19 protein-coding genes are annotated in these 24,389 nt (G+C 18.6%); 9 read left to right on the plus strand and 10 right to left on the minus strand.

Annotated elements, in window-relative coordinates; genetic code table 11:
- The first annotated feature begins 143 nt into the window (after nucleotides 1–143).
- The 3 genes from lon to tadA all read left to right on the plus strand — a co-directional run bounded on the left by lon (nucleotide 144) and on the right by tadA (nucleotide 3,946).
- On the plus strand, nucleotides 144–2,468 hold the full coding sequence (lon, locus tag AB4W47_RS01260) for an endopeptidase La (RefSeq protein WP_367670476.1): 2,325 nt from the start codon (nucleotides 144–146) through the stop codon (nucleotides 2,466–2,468).
- Nucleotides 2,469–2,593: 125 nt separating this feature from the next.
- Nucleotides 2,594–3,385, plus strand: coding sequence for a type I methionyl aminopeptidase (map, locus tag AB4W47_RS01265; RefSeq protein WP_367670477.1), 792 nt, complete (start codon nucleotides 2,594–2,596; stop codon nucleotides 3,383–3,385).
- 108 nt (nucleotides 3,386–3,493) lie between these two features.
- Nucleotides 3,494–3,946 carry a tRNA adenosine(34) deaminase TadA gene (gene tadA / locus AB4W47_RS01270; RefSeq protein ID WP_367670478.1) on the plus strand — a complete coding sequence of 151 codons (453 nt, stop codon included), beginning with the start codon at nucleotides 3,494–3,496 and terminating at the stop codon, nucleotides 3,944–3,946.
- A gap of 32 nt (nucleotides 3,947–3,978) precedes the next feature.
- On the opposite strand, the gene dnaJ is transcribed toward tadA, so the two are convergent.
- The 3 genes from dnaJ to epmB all read right to left on the minus strand — a co-directional run bounded on the left by dnaJ (nucleotide 3,979) and on the right by epmB (nucleotide 8,514).
- Nucleotides 3,979–5,097 carry a molecular chaperone DnaJ gene (gene dnaJ / locus AB4W47_RS01275; protein WP_367670479.1) on the minus strand — a complete coding sequence of 373 codons (1,119 nt, stop codon included), beginning with the start codon at nucleotides 5,095–5,097 and terminating at the stop codon, nucleotides 3,979–3,981.
- 102 nt (nucleotides 5,098–5,199) lie between these two features.
- Nucleotides 5,200–7,104 (minus strand): molecular chaperone DnaK, encoded by a 1,905-nt coding sequence (gene dnaK, locus AB4W47_RS01280; RefSeq protein WP_367670480.1) that lies wholly within the window; start codon nucleotides 7,102–7,104, stop codon nucleotides 5,200–5,202.
- A 387-nt stretch (nucleotides 7,105–7,491) separates the two neighbouring features.
- A complete protein-coding gene (gene epmB, locus AB4W47_RS01285) occupies nucleotides 7,492–8,514 on the minus strand; it encodes an EF-P beta-lysylation protein EpmB (protein ID WP_367670481.1) in 1,023 nt (340 codons plus the stop codon).
- Nucleotides 8,515–8,540: 26 nt separating this feature from the next.
- Here epmB and efp point away from each other — a divergent pair, with 26 nt between their 5' ends.
- Together efp and AB4W47_RS01295 are read left to right on the plus strand one after the other, a co-directional pair.
- Complete coding sequence (efp, locus tag AB4W47_RS01290) at nucleotides 8,541–9,104, plus strand: elongation factor P (RefSeq protein ID WP_367670482.1); 564 nt, start codon at nucleotides 8,541–8,543, stop codon at nucleotides 9,102–9,104.
- A gap of 529 nt (nucleotides 9,105–9,633) precedes the next feature.
- Entirely contained in the window at nucleotides 9,634–9,837 is a 204-nt protein-coding gene (locus AB4W47_RS01295; protein WP_367670483.1) for a hypothetical protein, read from the plus strand.
- Between the two features lie 282 nt (nucleotides 9,838–10,119).
- On the opposite strand, the gene AB4W47_RS01300 is transcribed toward AB4W47_RS01295, so the two are convergent.
- From AB4W47_RS01300 to infA, 6 genes are all read right to left on the minus strand, one after another.
- Nucleotides 10,120–11,823 (minus strand): DEAD/DEAH box helicase, encoded by a 1,704-nt coding sequence (locus AB4W47_RS01300; RefSeq protein ID WP_367670484.1) that lies wholly within the window; start codon nucleotides 11,821–11,823, stop codon nucleotides 10,120–10,122.
- 465 nt (nucleotides 11,824–12,288) lie between these two features.
- Nucleotides 12,289–14,397 carry a polyribonucleotide nucleotidyltransferase gene (gene pnp, locus AB4W47_RS01305; RefSeq protein WP_367670485.1) on the minus strand — a complete coding sequence of 703 codons (2,109 nt, stop codon included), beginning with the start codon at nucleotides 14,395–14,397 and terminating at the stop codon, nucleotides 12,289–12,291.
- Between the two features lie 281 nt (nucleotides 14,398–14,678).
- A complete protein-coding gene (rpsO, locus tag AB4W47_RS01310; RefSeq protein WP_367670779.1) occupies nucleotides 14,679–14,918 on the minus strand; it encodes a 30S ribosomal protein S15 in 240 nt (79 codons plus the stop codon).
- A 364-nt stretch (nucleotides 14,919–15,282) separates the two neighbouring features.
- Nucleotides 15,283–16,680, minus strand: coding sequence for an NADP-dependent phosphogluconate dehydrogenase (gene gndA / locus AB4W47_RS01315; RefSeq protein WP_367670486.1), 1,398 nt, complete (start codon nucleotides 16,678–16,680; stop codon nucleotides 15,283–15,285).
- Between the two features lie 116 nt (nucleotides 16,681–16,796).
- The gene (sbcB, locus tag AB4W47_RS01320; protein ID WP_367670487.1) at nucleotides 16,797–18,224 is read right to left on the minus strand and encodes an exodeoxyribonuclease I; all 1,428 of its coding nucleotides are present in this window, start codon (nucleotides 18,222–18,224) and stop codon (nucleotides 16,797–16,799) included.
- A 141-nt stretch (nucleotides 18,225–18,365) separates the two neighbouring features.
- Nucleotides 18,366–18,584 (minus strand): translation initiation factor IF-1, encoded by a 219-nt coding sequence (gene infA, locus AB4W47_RS01325; protein WP_367670488.1) that lies wholly within the window; start codon nucleotides 18,582–18,584, stop codon nucleotides 18,366–18,368.
- Between the two features lie 619 nt (nucleotides 18,585–19,203).
- Here infA and typA point away from each other — a divergent pair.
- The 3 genes from typA (at nucleotide 19,204) to AB4W47_RS01340 (ending at nucleotide 22,572) form a co-directional block, all read left to right on the plus strand.
- On the plus strand, nucleotides 19,204–21,015 hold the full coding sequence (typA, locus tag AB4W47_RS01330) for a translational GTPase TypA (RefSeq protein ID WP_367670489.1): 1,812 nt from the start codon (nucleotides 19,204–19,206) through the stop codon (nucleotides 21,013–21,015).
- A 200-nt stretch (nucleotides 21,016–21,215) separates the two neighbouring features.
- Nucleotides 21,216–21,851 carry a Fe-Mn family superoxide dismutase gene (locus tag AB4W47_RS01335; protein WP_367670490.1) on the plus strand — a complete coding sequence of 212 codons (636 nt, stop codon included), beginning with the start codon at nucleotides 21,216–21,218 and terminating at the stop codon, nucleotides 21,849–21,851.
- A 376-nt stretch (nucleotides 21,852–22,227) separates the two neighbouring features.
- On the plus strand, nucleotides 22,228–22,572 hold the full coding sequence (locus AB4W47_RS01340) for an HIT domain-containing protein (protein ID WP_367670491.1): 345 nt from the start codon (nucleotides 22,228–22,230) through the stop codon (nucleotides 22,570–22,572).
- 15 nt (nucleotides 22,573–22,587) lie between these two features.
- Here AB4W47_RS01340 and AB4W47_RS01345 read toward each other — a convergent pair whose 3' ends face one another.
- Entirely contained in the window at nucleotides 22,588–23,310 is a 723-nt protein-coding gene (locus tag AB4W47_RS01345) for a phosphatase PAP2 family protein (RefSeq protein ID WP_367670492.1), read from the minus strand.
- 233 nt (nucleotides 23,311–23,543) lie between these two features.
- Here AB4W47_RS01345 and ribA point away from each other — a divergent pair, with 233 nt between their 5' ends.
- The gene (gene ribA / locus AB4W47_RS01350) at nucleotides 23,544–24,140 is read left to right on the plus strand and encodes a GTP cyclohydrolase II (protein WP_367670493.1); all 597 of its coding nucleotides are present in this window, start codon (nucleotides 23,544–23,546) and stop codon (nucleotides 24,138–24,140) included.
- The last annotated feature ends 249 nt before the right edge of the window (nucleotides 24,141–24,389 follow it).

Genomic DNA, 24,389 nt, shown 5'->3' on the forward strand with positions numbered 1-24,389 from the left:
ATTTTTTATAAAAAATAAATTTTATATTTAAAAATATTATTTTTAATATTTTAAGTATAAATTAATAATTTATAAAAATAATTTACTATTATTTTTTTTAAAAAAATATAACACTTATAAAAGTTCAATAAAGAGAAAATTCTATGAATGCTGAGTGTTCTGAACGCATAGAAATCCCTGTTTTACCCCTTCGTGATGTTGTAGTATATCCTCATATGGTAATACCATTATTTGTAGGAAGAGAAAAATCTATTAAATGTCTCGATGAAGCAATGAAAAAAGATAAAAAAATTATGTTAGTAACACAAAAAGAAGCATCAAAAGATATACCAGGTATTAATGATCTTTTTTCTGTTGGAACAATATCATCTATATTACAAATACTTAAATTACCAGATGGTACTGTTAAAGTTTTAATGGAAGGTTTAAAAAGAGCAAAAATTATTGAAGTTTTTGATAGTGGAGATTATTTTAATGCTGTAATAAATTATTATGAAATAATTAATATTAATAAAAAAGAATATGAAGCTCTTGTTAGAGCAGTAATAAATCAATTTGAAAAATATATTAAATTAAATAAAAAAATTCCTCCAGAAATAATTATTACTTTAAAAAGAATAAATAATCCAGAACAATTATCAGATACTATTGCTGCTCATATGCCATTAAAAATTAAAAATAAACAATCTATACTTGAAATGAATAAATTGTCTGAAAGATTAGAATATTTAATGATTATGATGCAATCTGAAATTGAATTACTTTTAATGGAAAAAAAAATACATAATCGTGTAAAAAAACAAATGGAAAAAAGTCAACATGAATATTATTTAAATGAACAAATGAAAGCAATTCAAAAAGAATTAAGTGATATGGATGAAGTTTCTGATGAAAATGAAATATTAAGAAAAAAAATTTTATCTTCAAGAATGCCTAAAGAAGCTAGAAAAAAAACTGAATCAGAATTACAAAAACTTAAAATGATGTCACCAATTTCTGCAGAAGCAACAGTTATTAGAAGTTATATTGATTGTATGATTTCAATACCATGGTATAAAAAAAGTAAAGTAAAAAAAAATATATTACAAGCTCAAAAAATACTTGATAAAGCTCATTATGGTTTAGAAAAAGTTAAAGAAAGAATTTTAGAATATCTTGCAGTTCAAACACGTATTAATAAAATTAAAGGACAAATTTTATGTCTTGTTGGTCCTCCAGGAGTTGGAAAAACTTCTTTAGGAAAATCTATAGCAAGTGCTACTGGAAGAAAATATATACGAATAGCATTAGGTGGTGTTAGAGATGAAGCAGAAATAAGGGGTCATAGAAAAACTTATATTGGATCTATGCCTGGAAAAATTATACAAAAAATATCTCAAATAGGAGTAAAAAATCCATTATTTTTATTAGATGAAATTGATAAAATATCATATGATATGCGTGGTGATCCTGCTTCTGCTCTTTTAGAGGTTCTTGATCCTGAACAAAATGTATCTTTTAATGATCATTATTTAGAAGTAGATTATGATCTTTCTGATGTTATGTTTATTGCAACTTCTAATACTATGAATATATCTGCTCCATTATTAGATAGAATGGAAGTTATAAGATTATCTGGTTATACTGAAGATGAAAAATTAAATATTGCTAAAAAATATTTATTTAATAAACAATTAAAACAAAATGCTTTAAAAAAAAATGAATTATCTATTAAAGATAATGCTTTTATTAAAATAATTCGTTATTATACAAGAGAAGCTGGTGTAAGAAATTTAGAAAGATCTATTGCAAAAATATGTCGAAAAACTGTAAAAATTATTTTAATGAATAATAATATTAATAAAATTTTAGTTGATTCTAATAATATAAAAGATTTTCTTGGTATTAAAAAATTTGATTATGGAAAATCAGAATATAAAAATAAAGTTGGTCAAGTTATTGGACTTGCATGGACTGAAACTGGAGGAGATTTATTAACTATAGAAACTGCTTGTATGCCAGGAAAAGGAAAACTTACATATACTGGTTCTTTAGGAGAAGTTATGAAAGAATCTATTCAAGCAGCATTAACTGTTGTAAGATCTAGATCAAAAATATTAGGAATTAAAAGAAATTTTTATGAAAAATATGATATTCATGTACATGTACCAGAAGGAGCAACTCCTAAAGATGGTCCAAGTGCTGGAATAGCTATGTGTACTGCTTTAGTATCTTGTTTAACTAATAATCCAGTTAAAGCACATATTGCAATGACAGGAGAAATTACACTTAGAGGGAAAATTTTATCAATAGGAGGGTTAAAAGAAAAACTTTTAGCAGCTCATAGAGGTGGAATAAAAACTGTTTTAATACCTTATGGAAATAAAAGAGATTTAGAAAATATGCCAAGTATAGTAAAAAATAAACTTAATATTTATCCTTTAAAAAAAATTGAAGAAGTATTTAATCATTCTTTAATAAAAATTTAATTTTAATTTTTAATTATAATTTTTTAAATATTTAAAATAAAATTTTAATTTTATTTAAAATATTTTATATTTATTTAAATTAAATAATTTAAGTATTTAAACTTTAATAAAATTAACATAAAAATATGTATTCTTATATAAAAACACCTGAAGAAATAAATAAAATAAGAATTGCAAGTAATCTTGCTTCTAATGTTTTAAAAATGATCAAACCATATATTAAATCTGGTATTAGTACAAATTTGATAGATAAAATATGTTATAAATATATAACAATTTATCAAAAAGCTTATCCCGCATGTCTTGGTTATAATGGATATCCTAAATCAATATGTATTTCAGTAAATGAAGTAGTTTGTCATGGAATTCCTAATAATGAAACAATTTTAAAAAATGGAGATATAGTAAATATAGATGTAACTGTTTTAAAAAACGGTTTTTATGGAGATACATCTAAAATGTTTTTTGTTGGAAATATAAGTACTATTGGAAAAAATCTTTGTTTAATTGCTCAAGAAAGTTTATATCTTGCAATTAAAATAATACGTCCGTTTTTAAAATTAAATTATATAGGAAAAATAATAGAAAATTTTGTTAATAAAAAAAATTTTTCTATTGTAAAAGAATATTGTGGTCATGGTATAGGTAAAAAATTTCATGAACCTCCTCAAGTATTACATTTTTATGATAAAAATAACAATATTATTTTATATCCAGGAATGATATTTACTATTGAACCAATGATTAATTCTGGAAAACGTAATGTTATAGTTATGAAAGATAAATGGACAGTAAAAACTAAAGATAATAGTTTATCTGCTCAATATGAGCATACTATTTTAGTAACAAAAAATGGATGTGAAATTTTAACATTCAGAGAAAATGAAAATATTAATAAAATAATTAATCATAATTAAATATTATTATTTTTTATTAAAAAAACTAAATTTTAATAAATTAAAACATTTAATATATTTATAAAAATTTATAAATATATTAAATGTTTTATATAAAGAAAATAAAATATGTTTAAAAAAGATAATTTATGGATGAAATATGCAATTAATTTATCTTTAAATGCAAAAAAAAATAATGAAGTTCCTGTTGGATCTATTATTGTTTTAAATAATAATATTATTGGAAAAGGATATAACAGTTCTATTAAAAATAATGATCCAACAGCTCATGCAGAAATATTAGCTTTAAGACAAGCTGGAAAAAAAATAAAAAATTATAGATTAATTAATTCTGTAATTTATGTAACAATTGAACCGTGTTTAATGTGTATAGGAGCTATTATAAATGCTAGAATTAAACGACTTGTATTTGGATCATTTAAAAATAAACAAGGAATGTGTGGATCATTTATATATTTATTAAATAATAAAAAAATAATTAAAAATATTTCTATAACTTCAGGTGTTTTATTGGAAGAATGTTCTTTTAATATAAAAAAATTTTTTAAAAATAAAAGATAAATTTTTAAAAAAATTATTTTTTATTAAAACAGTTATTTTCTTAAATCATCAAAAAATTTTCTTACTATATCAAAAAAATTTTTTGATTTTGGAATATTTTGAATACCATTTGGACCTTTAAAACTATCTGATAAATTTTTTAAAAGTTTTTTTTGATATTTATTTAATTTTACTGGAGTTTCTACTATGACTTTACAAAATAAATCTCCTTTAAATCCATTTCTTACTGATTTAACTCCTCTATTATATATTCTAAAAAGCTTTCCTGTTTGAGTTTCTGATGGAATTTTTAATTTTACACGACCATCTAATGTAGGAACTTCTATTTCTCCTCCAAGAGATGCAATAGAAAAATTAATAGGTACTTCACAATATAAATTATTTTCTTTTCTATTAAATATATGATGTTTTTTTATTTTTATTTGAACATATAAATCTCCGAAAGGCATTCCTTGTTCCCCTGCCTCTCCTTTACCTGATAATCTTATTTTATCTCCTGTATCAATACCAGAAGGTATTTTTATAGAAATAAGTTTTAATTTTTCTATACGACGACGTCCATTACATATATTACAAGGATGTTTAATAATCTTTCCTTTTCCTCTACATGTTGGACATGTTTGTTGTACTGCAAAAAATCCTTGTCTCATTTGTATTTGTCCTTGTCCATGACAAGTAGAACAAGACACAGATGAAGTTCCAGGATGAGATCCACTACCATTACACATTTTACATATATCTAGAATTGGAATTCTAATTTCTTTAGTAATTCCTTTAACTACTTCTTCTAAAGTTAATTCTATATTATATTGTAAATCTCTTCCTCTATTAGAAGTTTTTTGTTTATTTCCAAAAATATCACCAAAAACATCTCCAAAAATATCATTAAAATCAGAAGTTTCTGATTCATTTCCCATACTATTTTGTTCAAAAGCAGAATGCCCATATTTATCATAAGCAGCTCTTTTTTCAGAATTATTTAATACTTCATAAGCTTCTTTAATTTCTTTAAATTTTTCTTCTGAAGAAGAATTACCTGGATTTCTATCTGGATGAAATTTTATAGCTAAACGCTTATAAGCTCTTTTAATTTCACGTTCATTTGCATTTTTAGATATACCTAAAATTTGATAATAATCTGATTTTGACATTTTTTTTTCCTGCTTTTAACATTACACGGACGCAAAAAAAAATTTACACCCGTGTTTATTGTTATAAGCGATAATAAAGTTTATTTTATTTTTTATAATAAATTATTTTTTTTCTTTTATTTCTTCAAATTCAGCATCTACTACATTTCCATCATTTTTTTTGTTTTCTTGAGATTTATCATTATTAAAATTTTTATTTGTACAAGAATTTAATAAATCTCCAGATATTTGTATTAATGATTTTATTTTAGATTCAATATTTAATTTATTATCATCTTTTATTGAAGATTCTAAATCTTTTATAGAATTTTGAATTTTAGATTTATTTTCATTTGAAATATTTTTTTCTACTTCTGATAATTTTTTACGAGTATTATGTATTAAATGATCTGCTTGATTTCTAATTTGTACTAATTCTTCAAATTGTTTATCAGATTCAGAATTGATTTGTGCTTCATTAACCATTTTTTCTATTTCTTTTTCATTTAATCCAGAAGAAGCTTTAATTGTTATTTTTTGTTCACGTCCACTATTTTTATCTTTTGCAGAAACATGTAATATTCCATCTGCATCTATATCAAAAGTTACTTCAATTTGTGGAGTTCCTCTAGGAGCTGGAGATATACCATCAAGATTAAATTGACCTAAAGATTTATTATCACTTGATCTTTTTCTTTCACCCTGTAATACATGAACAGTAACTGCAGATTGATTATCTTCAGCAGTAGAAAATACTTGACTATGTTTAGTAGGTACAGTTGTATTTTTATTAATTAGAGTTGTCATAACTCCACCCATAGTTTCAATACCTAAAGATAAAGGAGTAACATCTAATAATAATACATCTTTAACATCACCAGAAAGTACCCCTCCTTGAACTGCAGCTCCAATAGCTACTGCTTCATCTGGATTAACATCTTTCCTTGGATCTTTTTTAAAAAAATCAGAAACTTTTTTTTGTACAAGAGGCATTCTTGTTTGACCACCAACTAAGATAACATCTTTAATATCATTAATTGATAATTTTGCATCTTTTAAAGCAACTTTTAATGGATTTATTGTACGACTAATAAGTTCTTCAACTAAAGATTCTAATTTTGCCCTTGTAACTTTTATATTCATATGTTTAGGACCAGTAGAATCTGCTGTTATATATGGAAGATTTACATCAGTTTGTTGAGAAGAAGATAATTCTATTTTAGATTTTTCAGCTGCTTCCTTTAATCGTTGCATTGCCAATGGATCATTTCTTAAATCTATTCCTTGATCTTTTTTAAATTCATTTACTAAATGATTAATTAGTCTGCTATCAAAATCTTCTCCACCTAAATGTGTATCTCCATTTGTTGAAAGAACTTCAAATGTTTTTTCTCCATCTACATCATCAATTTCTATTATAGAAATATCAAATGTACCACCTCCTAAATCATATACAGCAATTGTTCTATTACCAATTTCTTTATCTAATCCATAAGCTAATGCAGCAGCAGTAGGTTCATTAATAATTCTTTTTACTTCTAAACCAGCAATTTTTCCTGCATCTTTTGTTGCTTGTCTTTGAGTATCATTAAAATAGGCAGGTACTGTAATTACTGCTTCAGTAATTTTTTCTCCTAAATAATCTTCTGCAGTTTTTTTCATCTTTTTTAAGATTTCTGCTGATATTTGAGGAGGAGCCATTTTTTGTCCTTTTACATCTAACCAAGCATCACCATTTTCAGATGAAATAATTGAATATGGCATAATATTTACATCACGTTGAACTTCTTCTTCATTATATCTTCTTCCAATTAATCTTTTAATTGCAAAAAGTGTATTTTTTGGATTTGTAATAGATTGACGTTTAGCTGGTTGTCCAACTAATATTTCTCCATCTTTAGTATATGCAATAATTGATGGAGTAGTTCTATCTCCTTCACTATTTTCTAAAACTTTAGGTTTTCTTCCTTCAATAATAGCAATACAAGAGTTTGTTGTACCCAAATCTATACCAATAATTTTTCCCATCTAAAATCTCCAATAAAAGTAAATTGTGTTTATTAATTTTGTATAATATTAAAATAATTTTTTATAAAACTTTATCTCATTAATTTCTTTAGAAGATAATAGCAGGTTGTATCAATATAAGATGGGGTCATAGCGTCACGCATCAAGGTCTATAGTTAAATTTTATAAAAATAAAATATATAAATAAAATAAATTTTAAAATTATTTAATATAATATATATTATATATTAATTAAATATTTAATTTTAAAAATTTTTTAAAATTATATAAATTATTTATTATTATTAATAAACAAAAATAAAATAAAAATATTTATAAAAATTATTTTTTTGTAAAATTAATATATTAAGTATTATTTTTAATTATTTTTAAAAAATTAAATATTTTTTAAAAATAATTTAAATTAATTGGTATTTTACTTTTTTTACCTGAAATTTCATATACTATTTTTGGAACTAAATATCCAGAATTATTTTCAAGAAGTTTTTTAAAAATTTTATTAATATTATTAACGTTAACTTGAAAATGTGATGCTCCTTTTACAGGATCTAATATATGTAAATAATAAGGAATAACTCCAGAATAAAATAATTTCTTACTTAAAGATGAAAGAATTTTATAATTATCATTTATACCATAAAGTAATACACTTTGATTTAAAATTGTAACGTTTATTTTTTTTAAATAAAACATTTTCTTTTTAAATTCATTTCCAATTTCTTGAAAATGATTAATATGAGTTACTAAAACAATATTTAATCTAGACTTAAATAATATTTTACATAATGATGAATTTATTCTTGATGGAATTATTACTGGAAGTCTACTGTGTATTCTTAATATATTTATATGTTTTATTTTTTCAATTAAATTTATTAAATAATTTAATTCATAATCTTTAGCCATTAATGGATCACCACCAGATAATATCACTTCATTTATTTCATTATGTTTAGATATATATTCTATTATTTTTTTTAAATTTTTTTTAAAATTTTTATGTTTAAAATATGGAAAATGACGTCTAAAACAATATCTACAATTTATTGCACATCCATTTTTAACAATTAAAAGAACACGATTTTTATATTTATGTAATAAATTAGGTAGTATACTATCATGTTCTTTTAATGGATCTTTTACAAAATTATTATATTTTTTAAATTCTTTTTTTAATGGAAGTATTTGTAATAAAATTGGATCATTTGGATTATTTTTTGAAATACGTTTTGCAAAAATTTTTGGTATTCTAAATGGAAATAATTTTTTAGCTAAGGTTCCATTACGTAAATAAATATTTTTATCAAGATTTAAATATTTTAAAAGATTTATTGGATCTACAATAGAATTAGATAATTGTTCTAACCATAAATTTTTTTTAAAAACTTTATTTTTTATTATTTTATTCATAAATAACTTATTAAAAGGATAATATTATGAAATATCGTATTAATGAACTTAAATCTGGATTAAAAATTATTCAAGATAAAGAACCATCTATTATTATAGATATTGAATTTATTAAACCAGGAAAAGGTCAATCTTTTTGTCGTATAAAAATTAAAAAATTAATTTCTAATAAAATTATTGAAAAAATATTTAAATCTGGAGATTTAATAAAAAAAGCTGATATAGAAGAAATTTCTTGTATTTATTTATATAATGATAAAAAATTTGGATATTTTATGAATGAAAAAAATTATGAACAATATATAGTAAATAAATCAATTTTAAAAAAACATTATAAATGGTTAATAGAAGAATTAAAATGTATATTAACTTTTTGGAATAAAATACCAATTTTTATTGTTCTTCCTAATTTTGTAAAATTAATTGTTATAGATACTTCTTTAGAATCACAAAATAATTCTTCTAATAATACAAAATATGCAAAACTTATAACTGGTGCATTTATTAAAGTACCATTTTTTATTCAAATAAATGATCTAATTAAAATAGATACAAGATCTGGAGAATATATATGTAGAATAAAAAATTAAATTTATAATTTTTTAATATTTTAATATTATATATTTTTTTATTTTAATAAAAATTAATTATTAAATTAATAATTAATTATATCATATAATAAAAAATATTTTAATATAGAATTGTTTATTTATTAAAAAATTTTAAAAAATTAAATAATATAAATATATTTTTATTAAAGTATTTAATTTTTTAAATTTATTTTTTATTAACAAAATTTTTATAAGATATTTATATAAAATAATACTAGTAAAATATTAATTTATATTATAATGTATTATTTTTAATTTTTATATAAATTTAAAATAATATTTATTTTTAATAAATATTTTTAAAATTATTTTTATAATATATATAAATTTATAAAAAATATAAATTTTATTTATTATTTAATATTTTAAATTTTTATAAAAAATATTTATTTTTAATAAATTTTATATTATCTTAAAATTTAAGATATAATATTTTATTAAAAATATTATATAAATTTAATTTTTTACAAATAAAATTAAATAATTTTATTTAAAATAGAGATTATATATGATTGATACAATAGATGTTGCAAGTCAAAATGAAGAAGATTTTAGACAATATTTAATAAAAAATCATAGAGACAAACCATTACCTTTAATTGGAAGATGCTATAATTGTGACGATCCTACTAAAGGAAATTTTTGTTGTATGGAATGTGGAGAAGATTGGGAAAAAAGAAAATATTTTAAAAGTCAAAAAATTAAAGAATAATAATAAATTAAATTTTTATTTAAAAAAAATTTATTAGATTTTATATAAAATATAATTTATTTTTTTATTTTTATAAAAATTTTTACACATTTTTATAAAAAAATATATTATAATTTTTAAAAAAATATTTTTATTATAAAATATTTTTATTATAAATATATAATAATATTTTTTTAAAAAATAATTTTTTAATAAAAAATTTTAATAAATGTGTAAAAATAAAATTTTTATTTATATTTTTTATAAAAAATATTTATATTTTAATTTAAATATTAAAATTAATTATTTTTTATAAAATTTTTTATTTATTTTTTTTTTAAAATTTATTGAATATTTTTTTTTTCTTTTTAAAGAATTATTATTAATTAAACTAATATTAATTAATTTATTTAAAATTTTTATATTAGATATTTTAATTAAAGTTTCTTTTGAAAGATTTTTAGGTAATTGAACAGTAGAATAAGATGGAAATATTTTTATATTTCCAATAAGTTTTCCATTTATTTTTCCTTCATTAGCAATAGCTCCTACAATATGACGAGTTTCTATTTTATCATTAGAACCAAGATTTATACGATAAATATTTTTTTTATAAAAAGAATTAACAAAATTTGAAGATAATGTTTTATAATTAATATTATTTTTAGAAAAAAATTTAATTGGATTTTCTTTTGGAAGAATTAATGGTCTTTTATTTTGTAAAATTTTTATTAAAGCATATGATAAAGTTTCGATATCTATTGAAAGATTAGAAATAATTTTTTTTATAAAAATTTTATATAAATCTATTTTATTATTTTTAATTTCATAATTGATTTGATCAGAAATTTTTTCTAATCTACGAGTCATAATAATTTCATTGTTTGGTATATTAATTTCTAAAAAATTTAATTTCATTATTTTTTGAATACTTTGTAACATACGTTTTTCTCTATTTTCAACAAAAAGCAAAGCTTTTCCTGTTCTTCCAGCACGTCCAGTTCTACCAATTCTATGTATATATGATTCTGAATCCATTGGAATATCATAATTAATTACTAAACTGATTCTATCAAGATCTAAACCTCTTGATGCTACATCTGTAGCAATAAGAATATTTAAACTTCCATTTTTTAATCTTTCAATAGTTTTTTCTCTAATATTTTGATTCATATCTCCATTTAATGCTGCACAATTATAATTGTGATTTTTTAAAAATTCACAGACAGATAAAGTTAAATATTTTGTACGTACAAAAATTATTACAGCATCAAATTTTTCTATTTCTAAAAAACGTATTAATGTATCATTTTTTTTAAAATTATTTACTAAACAATAATTTTGTTGAATATCAGGTTGTGTTTTTATATTAGAATGAATATATATTTCTTTAGGAGAACTCATAAATCTTTTTGTAATTTTTTTTATTTCATTTGGCATAGTAGCAGAGAAAAGTGCAGTTTGATGTTTTTTAGGAATTTTTGATAAAATATTTTCTACATCTTCAATAAAACCCATACGTAACATTTCATCAGCTTCATCAATAACTAATCCAAATAAAGAAGAAAGATTTAAAGTTTTTCTTTTTAAATGATCTAATAATCTTCCAGGAGTTCCAACAACAATTTGAGGTCCTTTTCGTAAAATATTAAATTGTATATTATATTGTTGACCTCCATATAATACTACTACTTTTATTTCTTTAATATTTTTTGAAAAATAAGTAAATGTTTCTCCAACTTGTACTGCTAATTCTCTTGTTGGAGCTAATACAAGTATTTGTGGAGAAAATAATTTAATATTTATTTTTTGTAAGAATGGAAGAACAAATGCTGCAGTTTTTCCACTTCCAGTTTGTGCTATTCCTAATACATCTTGTCCTTTTAATAATGCAGGAATACATGCAGATTGTATAGGAGAAGGTTCAACATATTTTAATTTAATTAAAGAATCCATTATAAATGGATTTAATTTAAAACTAGAAAAAGAAACTTTATTAATTAACATTTATATATACCTCATAGTAATATTTGTAATTTATAAATATATTTTATAAAAATTTTTAATTAAACATTAAATTAAATTTTTTTAAAAATTTAATTAAAAATATAAATATATATAATTAATTTATTATAAAAATATAAAATTAATTAAATTTTTAAAAAAAATTTTATAAAAATATATATTAAATAACAAATATTTTTTTTAAAAAATATTTTAAATAAAAATTTTATTAAAATTTATTAATATTTTATAAAATTTAATAATAATTTTTTAAAATATTAATTATATTATTTATAATAATAAAAAATTAATATTTATATTAAAAATTAAAAATTAAAAATTAATTTTTTAATTAAAACATATTAATTTTAAATTTATTATTTATAAGGTATAAATTTTAATTTATATTTAAAAATATTTATATTTAAAATTTTTTAAAATCTTATTAAATATTTTTTAAACATGTATTTATATATTATTATTTTTTTTATATAAATTAATTATTTTCATACTTAATCTAATTCTTCCATATTTATCTATTTCTAATACTTTTACTTTAACAGATTGTCCTAATGATAAATAATCTGAAACTTTTTCTATTCTATTATTTGAAATTTGTGAAATATGTACAAGACCTTCTTTGTTGCCATTTCCAATAGATACAAATGCTCCAAAATCTACTATTTTAGTAACTTTTCCAATATAAATACGATTTACTTCTATATCTGCAATAATATCTTGTATACGTTTTATTGCATATCTTGCTTGATCATTATTTATTGCTGCTATTTGTATAATTCCATTATCTTCTATTTCTATAGTTGTATTAGTTTCTTCTGTTAAAGAACGAATAACTGAACCTCCTTTTCCAATAATATCTTTAATTTTTTCAGGATTAATTTTTATTGTATGTATTCGTGGAGCAAATTTAGAAATTTTATTTCTTGGAGAAGAAATTGCTTTTTCCATTACTTTTAAAATATGTAATCTTGCACTTTTTGCTTGATTTAATGCGATTTGTATAATTTCAAATGTTATTCCTTCTATTTTAATATCCATTTGAAGTGCAGTAATTCCTTTTATACTACCAGATATTTTAAAATCCATATCACCTAAATAATCTTCATCACTTATTATATCTGATAAAATAACAAATTTTTTATCATCTTTTATTAATCCCATAGCAATACCAGCTATAGCATATTTTATAGGAACACCAGCATCCATTAATGATAATGATGCACCACAAACAGAAGCCATAGAAGATGATCCATTAGATTCAGTAATTTCTGATACAACTCTTACTGTATAAGGAAATTTTTCAATATTTGGCATTACAGGTATAAGACTTTTTTTAGCTAATCTACCATGACCTATTTCACGTCTTTTAGGAACTCCTATTATTCCTATTTCTCCAACACAATATGGAGGAAAATTATAATGTAAAATAAATCTATCAGTTTTTTCTCCTGTTAAGTCATCAATATTTTGTGCATTTCTTTCAGTTCCTAAAGTAGTAGTAACTAAAGCTTGAGTTTCACCTCTTGTAAATAATGCTGATCCATGAGTTCTTGGTAAGATACCTATACGAATATCTAATTCACGAATCATATCATGATCTCGTCCATCAATACGTGATTTATTATTTAATATACGATTTCTTACAATATTTTTTTCTAAAATATTTAAAATATTTAAAATTATTTCTTCATTAATATTATTATCTTTTTCTATTAAATTATTTAAAATTTCTTTTTTAATTTCATTTATTTTAAATTCACGATCTTTTTTGTTAAAAATTTTATATGCTTTTTTTAAAGATTTTTTTGCTAAAAAATGTATTTTTGTTTCTAAATTTTTATCAATTTCTTGTGCATTCCATTCTAATTTTTTTTTATTTATTTTATTTTTTAAAATTTTAAGATGTTTAATAACAGTTTGTTGTTTTTCATATCCTAATATAATTGCTTTTAATATATTATTTTCATCTAACATTTTAGATTCTGATTCTACCATCAAAACTGCTTTTGATGTACCTGCTACAATAAGATCTAAAGAACTTTTAGACATTTCATTTATAGTAGGATTAAGAATATATTTATCATTAATAAATCCTATTCTTGCAGCTCCTATAGGTCCTTTAAATGGAACTCCAGAAATACTTAAAGCTGCGGAAACTCCAATAATAGATAATATATCAGGACTAATTTTAGGATTTAAAGATACTAAAGTTACTATTATTTGTAATTCATGATTAAAATTTTTAGGAAATAGAGGTCTAATAGATCTATCAATAAGTCTAGATGTTAATATTTCATTTTCACTTGGTCTTCCTTCTCTTCTAAAAAATCCTCCTGGAAATTTTCCAGCAGAATAAGTTCTTTCTTGATAATTAACAGTTAATGGAAAAAAATTTTGTACATCTTTAGATTCTTTAGAACAAACTACTGTTATAAAAACAGCAGTATCATCCATACTAATCATTATTGAAGATGATGCTTGTCTAGCAATCATACCTGTTTCTAATGTAATAGTATATTGATCATAATTAAATTTATAAACAATCGGTCTCAGCAAAATTATGTACCTTATTTAATAATAATTTTTAATTTATTTTTAATAAAATTTTATTTTAAATATAAAATAAATATAAAATTTTATATTTATTTATATAAAATAAAAAATTTATTTATATTTTTTATAAAAAATATAAATAAATTAAGATAAAATTTTAAAAAAATATAATAATTTTATCTTAAAACATATAAAATATTTTTTATAATTTTATTTTTTAAAAAAATTTATTAAGAATAAAGGGGCCAAATAAAGGCCCCTTTATTTAAAAAAATTTATTATATTTATCCACGTAAGTTTAATTTTGAAATTAATTTATTATACCTAATAGAATTTTTTGTTTTTAAAAAATTTAATAATTTACGACGTTTAGATACCATATGTAGTAAACCTCTTCTACTATGATTATCTTTTTTATTTTTTAAAAAATGTTTTTGTAAATAATTAATTCTAAAATTTAAAATAGCAATTTGTACTTCTGAATATCCAGTATCATTACTATTTTTACCAAAATTTAAAACTATTTTTTTTTTTCAAATTTTAAAGACATATTAATACCCCAAATAATATTTTAATTTATTAAAAATTTTAAAATTAAAATTTTATAAAATATAATTATTAAAAATTAATTCAAATTTTTAAATAAATCTTAAACGATATATTATTTTTTTTCAAGAAAACTTTTTTTAAAAAAATTAATTTTAATTTTAATAAAAAAAATACTTTAAATATTTATAATATATTATATATTTTATATATAAATTAAAAAATAAAATAAAATGTTTTATTTAATAAACAAAATATTTTTTTAAATAAATTTTTAAAGTTTAATAAATTATTTACAAAAAAAATAAATTATTTATATATAATACATATTATATATAAAAATTAGATCCATTTAGTATGATAAAATCCAGATTTATCAATTCTTTTATAAGAATGTGATCCAAAATAATCTCTTTGTGCTTGTATTAAATTAGCTGGAAGTTTAAAAGATCTATAACTATCATAATAAGCAATAGAATTATAAAAAGCTGGAATTGGAATTCCATTTTTAACAGACAAATTAATTATGTTTCTAAGAGAATTTTGATATTTTTTAGATATTTTTATAAAATATTTTGATAAAAGTAAATTATCTATTTTAATATTTTTTTTATAAATATTTTTTATTTTTTTAAATAATTTTGATCTTATAATACATCCTGAAGAAAAAATATCAATAATATTTTCAAAGTTTATTTTCCATGAATATTTTTTTGAAGATTTTTTAAGTTGTGAAAATGCTTGAGAATAAGATAAAATTCTTGATAAATAAAATGATCTTCTTAAATCTTCAATTATATTATTTGATTTTTTTAAATTAAATTTTTTATTAGGTCCATAAAGAACTTTAGAAGCATTTATTCTTTGATTTTTCATAGAAGATAAATAACGTGCAAATAATGATGAAGAAATAATTGTTAATGGTTCTTCTGTTTCTAAAGAATCTTTAATAAGCCATTTTACTGTATTTTTATGATAAGCTTCATCTAAAATTATATCTATAATATAAAGTCCATTTTTATCTTTTTTATTAAAAATTTTATATGTAATTTCAGTTAAATAACTATTTAATTCTCCTGAATTCCAATTTTTAAAAATATTAGATATTTCAGAGTTACTTAAATTTAATATTTTTTTTAAAATTATATAAGATTCTGAAATAATTTGCATATCAGAATATTCAATTCCATTGTGAATCATTTTTAAATAATGTCCAGATCCATTTGGTCCAATATAATTTATACAAGGTTTATTATTAAATTTTGCTGATATCTTTTTTAATATTGGAAAAATAATATTATAAGCTTTTTTAGATCCACCAGGCATAATAGATGGACCATATAATGCTCCTTCTTCTCCTCCAGAAATACCTGCACCAATAAAATAAATATTTTTTAAAGATAATTGATTACACCTTTTTATTGTATCTTTATAAAAAGAATTACCTCCATCAATTATGATGTCTCCTTTTTCTAAAAAAGGTTTAAAAGATTTTATAATATTATCAATATGTTTTCCAGCTTTTAGCATTAATAATATTATTTTAGGTTTATTAAGTGATAAAATAAATGATTTTATAGTAAAATATGGAATTATTTTTTTTTTATTATTTTTAGATAAAATTTTTTTAAATTTTTTATGAGTTCTATTAAAAATAGAAACTTTATAACCTTGTCTTTCAAAATTTAGTGCTAAATTGCGACCCATAATAGACATACCTACTATTCCAATATTTTGCATAAAAAATATTTAACTCCTATATTATATTATTAAAAATTTTTAAATAAAATTAAAAAATTAAAATATTTTTTTTAATAAATTTATAAAAAATTATTTAATTAAATAAATTATTATAATTATTTTATTAAGTAATTTATATAATCAAAAACTTCTTTAATTATTTTTAATTTTTTTTTATTATTTTTATAAAAATTAATATTTAATTTTATTTTTTTAAAAAAATTATTTATAACTTTAAAATTAAATATATTTTTTTTATAATTTATCCAATAAGATTTTTCTTTTATATTTAAAGTATTTGGAAAATTTCTTGCACGATATTTAAATAAAAGTTCAGGAAGTCTATAATCATAAAATTTTATATTTAATAATGAAATATTTTTAGGATCTGTAATAATAATTTTATTCATCATTTTTCTATCATATGAATTAAAAAAATTATTATATAATTGATAATCAACATTTTTATCTTTATAAGATACTATAATTTTTTTATTAGAAAAATAATTTATTAAATTTTTAATAGAATTATATTTTTTTTTTAAATTTTCTAAATTATATAAACAATTTTTCTTATCAATATTTAAACGATTATAATCTTCTAATCTTAAAATATTTATTGGAGCTAAAATTGGACATTTGTTTATATAAATAAAATTAATTGAATAAGAATAATTTTTAAATTTATGTTTATTTTTTAAAAAAAAATTGTTTAATAAATTAAATAATAAATTATTAATATTTTTAATTTTTTTATGTAAAAAAACAATAATTAAAATATTATTATTTTTAGGATGCCAAGCAATTGGAACAATTAAATAAGCAATTTTTTTTTTATTAAAAATTTCTGGAACATATACTAAAGGAATCATGTTTTTTATATCAATTAAATTTTTAATTTGTTCTTTATTACGAATTTTATAAAGATATTTAAAAAATATTGGTTGTTTAATATATGCTAAACGAATTATTTTAATAGTAGTTAGAACATCATATATTGCATTATGAGGATTTATAATTTTTATATTATTTGCTTTTGCTAAAGAATGTAATTTAAAATCTGGAAATCCATTATAATAATATGGCCAATAAATTCCATTTGGTCTTAAAGCATATAATGCATGCATAATTTTTAATACATCCCATCTAGAATTTTTATTTTTCCAACTCCATGTATATGGATCTAAAAGATTTCTATAAAATAAATAACGAGTAAATTCATCATCAAATTTAATATTATTAAATCCTATAATACAAGTATTAAAAACATTAAATATATTATAAATTTTAAATGCAAATCTTGATTCAATTATTCCAAAATCTTGTGCTTTTTTAGGAGTAATACCTGTTATTAAAATTGATTCTAAATTTGGTAAATAATCAGTGTTAGGATAACAATATAATATATTTGGTTTTTCAATAATTTCAAATTTATTATTAGTTCTTATACTTGCAAATTGTACAGGTCTATCTTTAGATGGACTTATTCCAAAAGTTTCATAATCATAAAATAAAAATGTAGATTTATATTTTTTATTAATCAAAAATTATTTTTATCCTTTTTTATTTATTTTTTAAATAAAAAATTAATTTTATATATATTAATTAATAAATTAAAAAAACAAATTTAATTTAAAATTATTAAATATATATAAATATTTATTTTTTATAAAAATTTTTTTAAATTATCTACTACGAAAAATTATTCTACCTTTAGTTAAATCATATGGAGTTAATTCTACAGTAACTTTATCTCCTGTAAGAATTCTTATATAATTTTTTCTCATTTTTCCTGAAATATGAGCAATAACTTTATGACCATTTTCTAATTCTACACGAAACATAGTATTAGGTAATGTATCTAAAACAATTCCTTGCATTTCAATATTATCTTCTTTAGACATTTAATACCTATTTTTATAAAGTTAATAAAATAAATAAAATTTTAATATAATTTTTATATTAAAATTTTTATTTAAAAATAAGATTAACACAAAAATAATTTTTTATTAAATTTTATTAAAAATATATATTTAAAATAAATTATTATTTTTTAATATATATTTTTTTAATTTTAAATTATTATTTAAAATAATTATTTTAAATAAAAATAAATAAATAATTATTAAGATTTAAAATGTTTATTGTAATAAATTTTTAAAAATAATAAAATATAAAAAAATTAATTATTTATTTATAATAAATTATATATTAATTATTTAATTTTATTAAAAATATTTTAATTAAAATAAATAATTAATTTTTTTATATTTATATATAATTTTATATTTTAATAAATTTTAAATAAAAAATTTTTTTAAAAATAAAAATTAATATAATTATTTATATTTTATAAAATTTTTAAGAAATTAATTAATATATATATTAATTATAATTTTTTTTAAAAAAAATTATAATTTATAAATATAATATAAAAAGATTATATTTACATAAATAAATTAATTTTTTATATAAAATAAACTTTTATATAAAAATTTGTTTTTATTAAAATTAGGAATAATTGTGAAAAAAAATATTCGTAATATCGCTATTATTGCGCATGTTGATCATGGAAAAACAACTTTAGTGGAGAAATTATTAAAACAATCTTATAAATTTAATAATTTTAATAATATTAAAGAAGAAAAAATGGATTTTAATGATTTAGAAAAAGAACGTGGAATTACAATTTTTTCTAAAAATGTTTCTATTTTTTGGAAAAAATATAAAATTAATATTATTGATACTCCAGGACATTCAGATTTTGGTGGAGAAGTAGAAAGAGTAATGTCTATGGTAGATTCTGTATTATTATTAGTAGATGCTACAGATGGTCCAATGCCACAAACAAGATTTGTAACAAAAAAAGCATTTGCATATGGATTAAATCCTATAGTTATAATTAATAAAATAGATAGAACAAATGCACGTTCAGAATGGGTAATAGATAAAATATTTGATTTATTTATAGAACTTCAAGCTAATGATAATCAATTAGATTTTCCAATTATTTATTCAAATGCTTTAAAAGGTGAAGCAGGTTCAGATATTAATTTTATTAGAAAAGATTTAAATATAATATTTGATTATATTATTAAATATGTTAAACCTAAAAAATCTGATATAAATAAATTGTTTAAAATGCAAATATCTCAACTTAATTATGATAATTATTTAGGAATCATAGGAATTGGAAGAATTAAACAAGGATCTGTTAAAGTTAATCAAATAGTTTCTGTAATAAATAATGAAGGATATATATATAATGGAAAAATAAATAAAATTTTAGGACAACATGGACTTAAAAGAATCGAAATAAATAAAGCTAAAGCAGGAGATATAGTTTCTTTAGTTGGATTAGAAAAATTAAAAATATCTGATACAATTTGTGATATTTCTTGTTCTAAAGCATTACCGAACTTAACTGTAGAAGCTCCAACAGTATCTATATTTTTAGGTGTTAATACATCTCCATTTTGTGGAAAAGAAGGAAAATATATTACATCTCGTCATATTTTAAATAGACTTTATAAAGAATGTATGTATAACGTTGCTTTACGTGTAGAAGAAACAAATGATTCAGATACATTTCTTGTATCTGGTAGAGGAGAATTACATTTATCAGTTCTTATTGAAACTATGAGACGAGAAGGTTTTGAAATGTCAATATCTAGACCAAAAGTTATTTGTAAAAATATTGATGGAATAGAAAAAGAACCATTTGAAGAGGTTATTTTAGATATAAAAAAAAAATATCAAGGTTTTATTATGGATTCTATGAATAATAGAAAAGGAATAATTAATGATATTATAGAATATGATAATAAAGAAATACGACTTAACTATATAGTTCCTAGTCGTGGTTTAATTGGATTTAGAAGTGAATATCTTACAATAACTTCTGGAACTGGTATATTTTGTTCATCATTTAGTCATTATGATTTTTTACCAAATAAAACAATAGTATCAAGAAAAAATGGAGTATTAATATCTAATAAATCTGGGAAGTCTTTATCTTATTCTTTATATAATTTACAAAATAGAGGTCGTCTACTTATAGGACATGGTGTTGAAGTTTATGAGGGACAAATTATTGGAATACATAATAGATCAAATGATCTTACTGTTAATTGTTTAGCTGGAAAAAAATTAACTAATATGAGAGCATCAGGAACAGACGAAGCCACTACTTTAATTTCTATAACAAAAATGTCTTTAGAACAAGCATTAGATTTTATAAATGATGATGAATTAATTGAAATAACACCAAAATCTATTCGTTTAAGGAAAAAATATTTAAAAGAAAATGAAAGAAAACGTGTTATAAATCGTTAAATTATATAATTAATATATATTATATTTTATGTATAATTTATTTAAAAATTTAAAATATTATTTTTAATAATTTTAAAATATTTATATAAAATTTTATATAATTTTTAAAAAAAATAAATAATTTTTTTATTTTTAAAAATATTTTTTTATAAAAATAATTTATATAAAATAATATATTCAACTTATAAGAGATATATAAAATGCATTTTCAATTACCTTCTTTAACATATAGATATGATTATTTAGAACCTTATATAGATTCTATTACTATGGAAATACATCATAAAAAATATCATCAAACTTATATTGATAATACAAATTTAATAATAAATAATTATTTAAAACTTAATACGTTAGATATTAAAAATATTATTAAAAATTTTGATAAAATTCCAATAAACAAAAAAAATATACTATCCTATAATATAGGTGGACATATTAATCATACAATATTTTGGAAGAGTTTAAATAGAAATACTTTAATGAGTGCAAATCTTAAAAATTCTATTGAAAAACAATTTAATAGTATTGATAAATTTAAAAAAATATTTGAAAATACTGCAAAAAATTTTCTTGGATCAGGATGGGTATGGCTTGTTAAAAATTTTGATGGAAATTTATCTATTATTTCAACAATTAATCAAGATAGTCCAGTAATACAGTATTTTTATTCAAATATAAAAAATATTCCTATTTTTGGAATAGATCTTTGGGAACATGCTTTTTATCTACAATACAAAAATAAAAAATTTGAATATATAAAAAATTTTTGGAATGTAATAGATTGGACTCAAGCATCTATAAGATTTGAACAATCATATATAATTGATATATAATTTTAAATAAATATATTTTTAAAAAAATTTATTTTTAAAAATTTTTATTTATTTAAAAAAAAATATTTTATTAAATATTTAAAATATTTAATTATATTTATTTATAAATAAACTTTAAAATATATATATTACATTGTTTTTAATTTTGTTAAAAATATAAATATAAAAATAAATTTATGTTTTATATAAATAAAATAATTAATATAATTTGTATTATATAAATATATTTAATTTAAATTAAATTACAATGTAATGTAAATTACAATAAAATATAATTTATTTAAAAAATTTTTTAATATTTATTTTATATAAAAATTTTAAATTTTTATAATTATTTTAATTAATAAATTCATTTACTTTTTAAAAGGAGATTTTTTTGTATAAAAATAATATATTTTATAAAATAATAAAAAAAAAAATTTATTCTGATATAGTTTATAAAGATAAATTTTTTACTGCATTTAGAGATATTAATCCAAAAGCTCCAATACATATTTTAATTGTAACAAATTTTTTTATAAAAAATATAAATAATATTCTTCCTATTCATGAAAATATTTTAGGAAAAATATTTATAGTAGCTAAAAAAATAGCAATTAAAGAAAAAATTCATAAAAGAGGATATAGATTAATTATTAATTGTAATAAAGATAGTGGACAAGAAATTAATTATTTTCATATGCATCTTTTAGGAGGTAAATTTCTTGGATCAATAATATAAATAAATATATATTATTTATTTAATTTTTAAAAAAAAAATTTTAAAAAAATATTTTATTAAAAAAATTATTAAAATTATTAAAATCCAACTAATAAATACCCCTGCAAGTAGATCTTCAGGAAAATGCATACCTAATGCTATTCTACTAAGCATTACACATTCTGCCCATATCATAATTAAAGTTAAAATTTTAATATGTTTTGGCCATAATAATATTATAGATAAAAGAGCCCAAGTTGAAACAAATATTGTATGACCAGAAGGAAAAGAAAATCCTGATTCATTTCCCCAATAAATTTTAAGCCAAATAGGTATTTTTTCATATTTTTCAAATATAATTTCTATTATTTTTTTTTTTATTTCTTTAGGAAAAAAATAAAAATCTTTAATAAATAAAATATTATTAAATATCCAATTAACTATTGGTCTTTGAATTTTTAAAAAATTTTTAATAATTTCTTTAGAAATTTGTCCAAAAAAAATAATAAAAGATGTTATTACTAAAAATATTTTTAAATTTTTTATATAAATATTCATCATCCAAAAAAAATATAAAAATGTTATAAAACTTAATATTACACCCCATGGATAATTTCCAGTAATAGTAATCCAATATATATATTTTTTAAAAAGAAAAAAATTATTTGGAGTCCATTTCCAATTACTAAAATAAATAATTAATGGAAAAAATAATAATATTATAGCACCTACGCTTATTTTTTTAATTATTTGTAACATAAATATCCAATTTTTATTTTAATTATTAAAAAATTTTTTCTAAAAAAATTAAATTAATTTTAATATTTTTTATTGAAATATAAATTTAATTATATATTAATATATGTTTATATACTAATATGAAATAATTTTTATATAAATATTTTAAACAATTTAATATATGTTATTATTATATATAATATAAATTATAATTTTTATAAAAATTATAATTATTTAATAATTTTGGAGAAATTATGAAAATAAAATATACAAAAAAAGCTAAATTACCTACACCATGGGGTAATTTTTTAATAATGGGATTTGAAGAAAATAATAATAAAAATAATCATGTTGCATTAATATATGGAGATATTAAAACAAAAAATCCATTATTAACACGAATACATTCTGAATGTTTAACTGGAGATGCTTTATTTAGTTTAAGATGTGATTGTGGATTTCAATTAAAAGAATCGTTAAAATATATTTCTAATGAAAAAAGAGGAATTATTATTTATCATAGACAAGAAGGAAGAAATATAGGTTTATTTAATAAAATTAATGCTTATGCAATACAAGATTTAGGTGCTGATACTGTTGAAGCTAATCATAAATTAGGTTTTTCAGCTGATGAAAGAGATTTTACTATTTGTTCAGATATATTAAAAATATTAAATATAAAAAAAATTAAATTAATTACAAATAATTTAAAAAAAATAAAAGCTTTAAATAAAAAAGGAATTAAGATTGTTGAAAGAATTCCAATAATTGTTGGAAGAAATAAAAATAATGAAAAATATTTAAAAACAAAAGAAAATAAAATGGGACATATTTTTAATAAAAAAATTTAAAATTAAAAAATTTTTAAATAAATATATAAATTTTATAAAAAATATAATAAAATTAATTGTATAAAAAATTATATAAAAATTAATTTATTAATTAATAAGTCAATTATATTAAAATATATATTTTAAAATGTTTTATTTATATAAAATATTTATAAAATATATATATAAATTTAAAAAAATATATTAATATATAAAAAAAAATAATTTTTTTTTAAAAAAAAATTAAAAAAAATAAATAAAAATAAATAT

The sequence above is a fragment of the Sodalis-like secondary symbiont of Drepanosiphum platanoidis genome, from assembly GCF_964059955.1.
In the GTDB taxonomy this organism is placed as follows: Bacteria; Pseudomonadota; Gammaproteobacteria; order Enterobacterales; family Enterobacteriaceae.

Excerpts from the sequence above, each read along its gene's own strand:
- map (WP_367670477.1), top strand. The coding sequence starts at position 2,594 with ATGTATTCTTATATAAAAACACCTGAAGAAATAAATAAAATAAGAATT.
- tadA (WP_367670478.1), top strand. The coding sequence starts at position 3,494 with ATGTTTAAAAAAGATAATTTATGGATGAAATATGCAATTAATTTATCT.
- AB4W47_RS01295 (WP_367670483.1), top strand. The coding sequence starts at position 9,634 with ATGATTGATACAATAGATGTTGCAAGTCAAAATGAAGAAGATTTTAGA.
- dnaJ (WP_367670479.1), bottom strand. The coding sequence starts at position 5,097 with ATGTCAAAATCAGATTATTATCAAATTTTAGGTATATCTAAAAATGCA.
- ribA (WP_367670493.1), top strand. The coding sequence starts at position 23,544 with ATGAAAATAAAATATACAAAAAAAGCTAAATTACCTACACCATGGGGT.
- AB4W47_RS01335 (WP_367670490.1), top strand. The coding sequence starts at position 21,216 with ATGCATTTTCAATTACCTTCTTTAACATATAGATATGATTATTTAGAA.
- dnaK (WP_367670480.1), bottom strand. The coding sequence starts at position 7,104 with ATGGGAAAAATTATTGGTATAGATTTGGGTACAACAAACTCTTGTATT.
- infA (WP_367670488.1), bottom strand. The coding sequence starts at position 18,584 with ATGTCTAAAGAAGATAATATTGAAATGCAAGGAATTGTTTTAGATACA.
- gndA (WP_367670486.1), bottom strand. The coding sequence starts at position 16,680 with ATGCAAAATATTGGAATAGTAGGTATGTCTATTATGGGTCGCAATTTA.
- efp (WP_367670482.1), top strand. The coding sequence starts at position 8,541 with ATGAAATATCGTATTAATGAACTTAAATCTGGATTAAAAATTATTCAA.
- AB4W47_RS01345 (WP_367670492.1), bottom strand. The coding sequence starts at position 23,310 with ATGTTACAAATAATTAAAAAAATAAGCGTAGGTGCTATAATATTATTA.
- AB4W47_RS01300 (WP_367670484.1), bottom strand. The coding sequence starts at position 11,823 with ATGTTAATTAATAAAGTTTCTTTTTCTAGTTTTAAATTAAATCCATTT.
- lon (WP_367670476.1), top strand. The coding sequence starts at position 144 with ATGAATGCTGAGTGTTCTGAACGCATAGAAATCCCTGTTTTACCCCTT.
- epmB (WP_367670481.1), bottom strand. The coding sequence starts at position 8,514 with ATGAATAAAATAATAAAAAATAAAGTTTTTAAAAAAAATTTATGGTTA.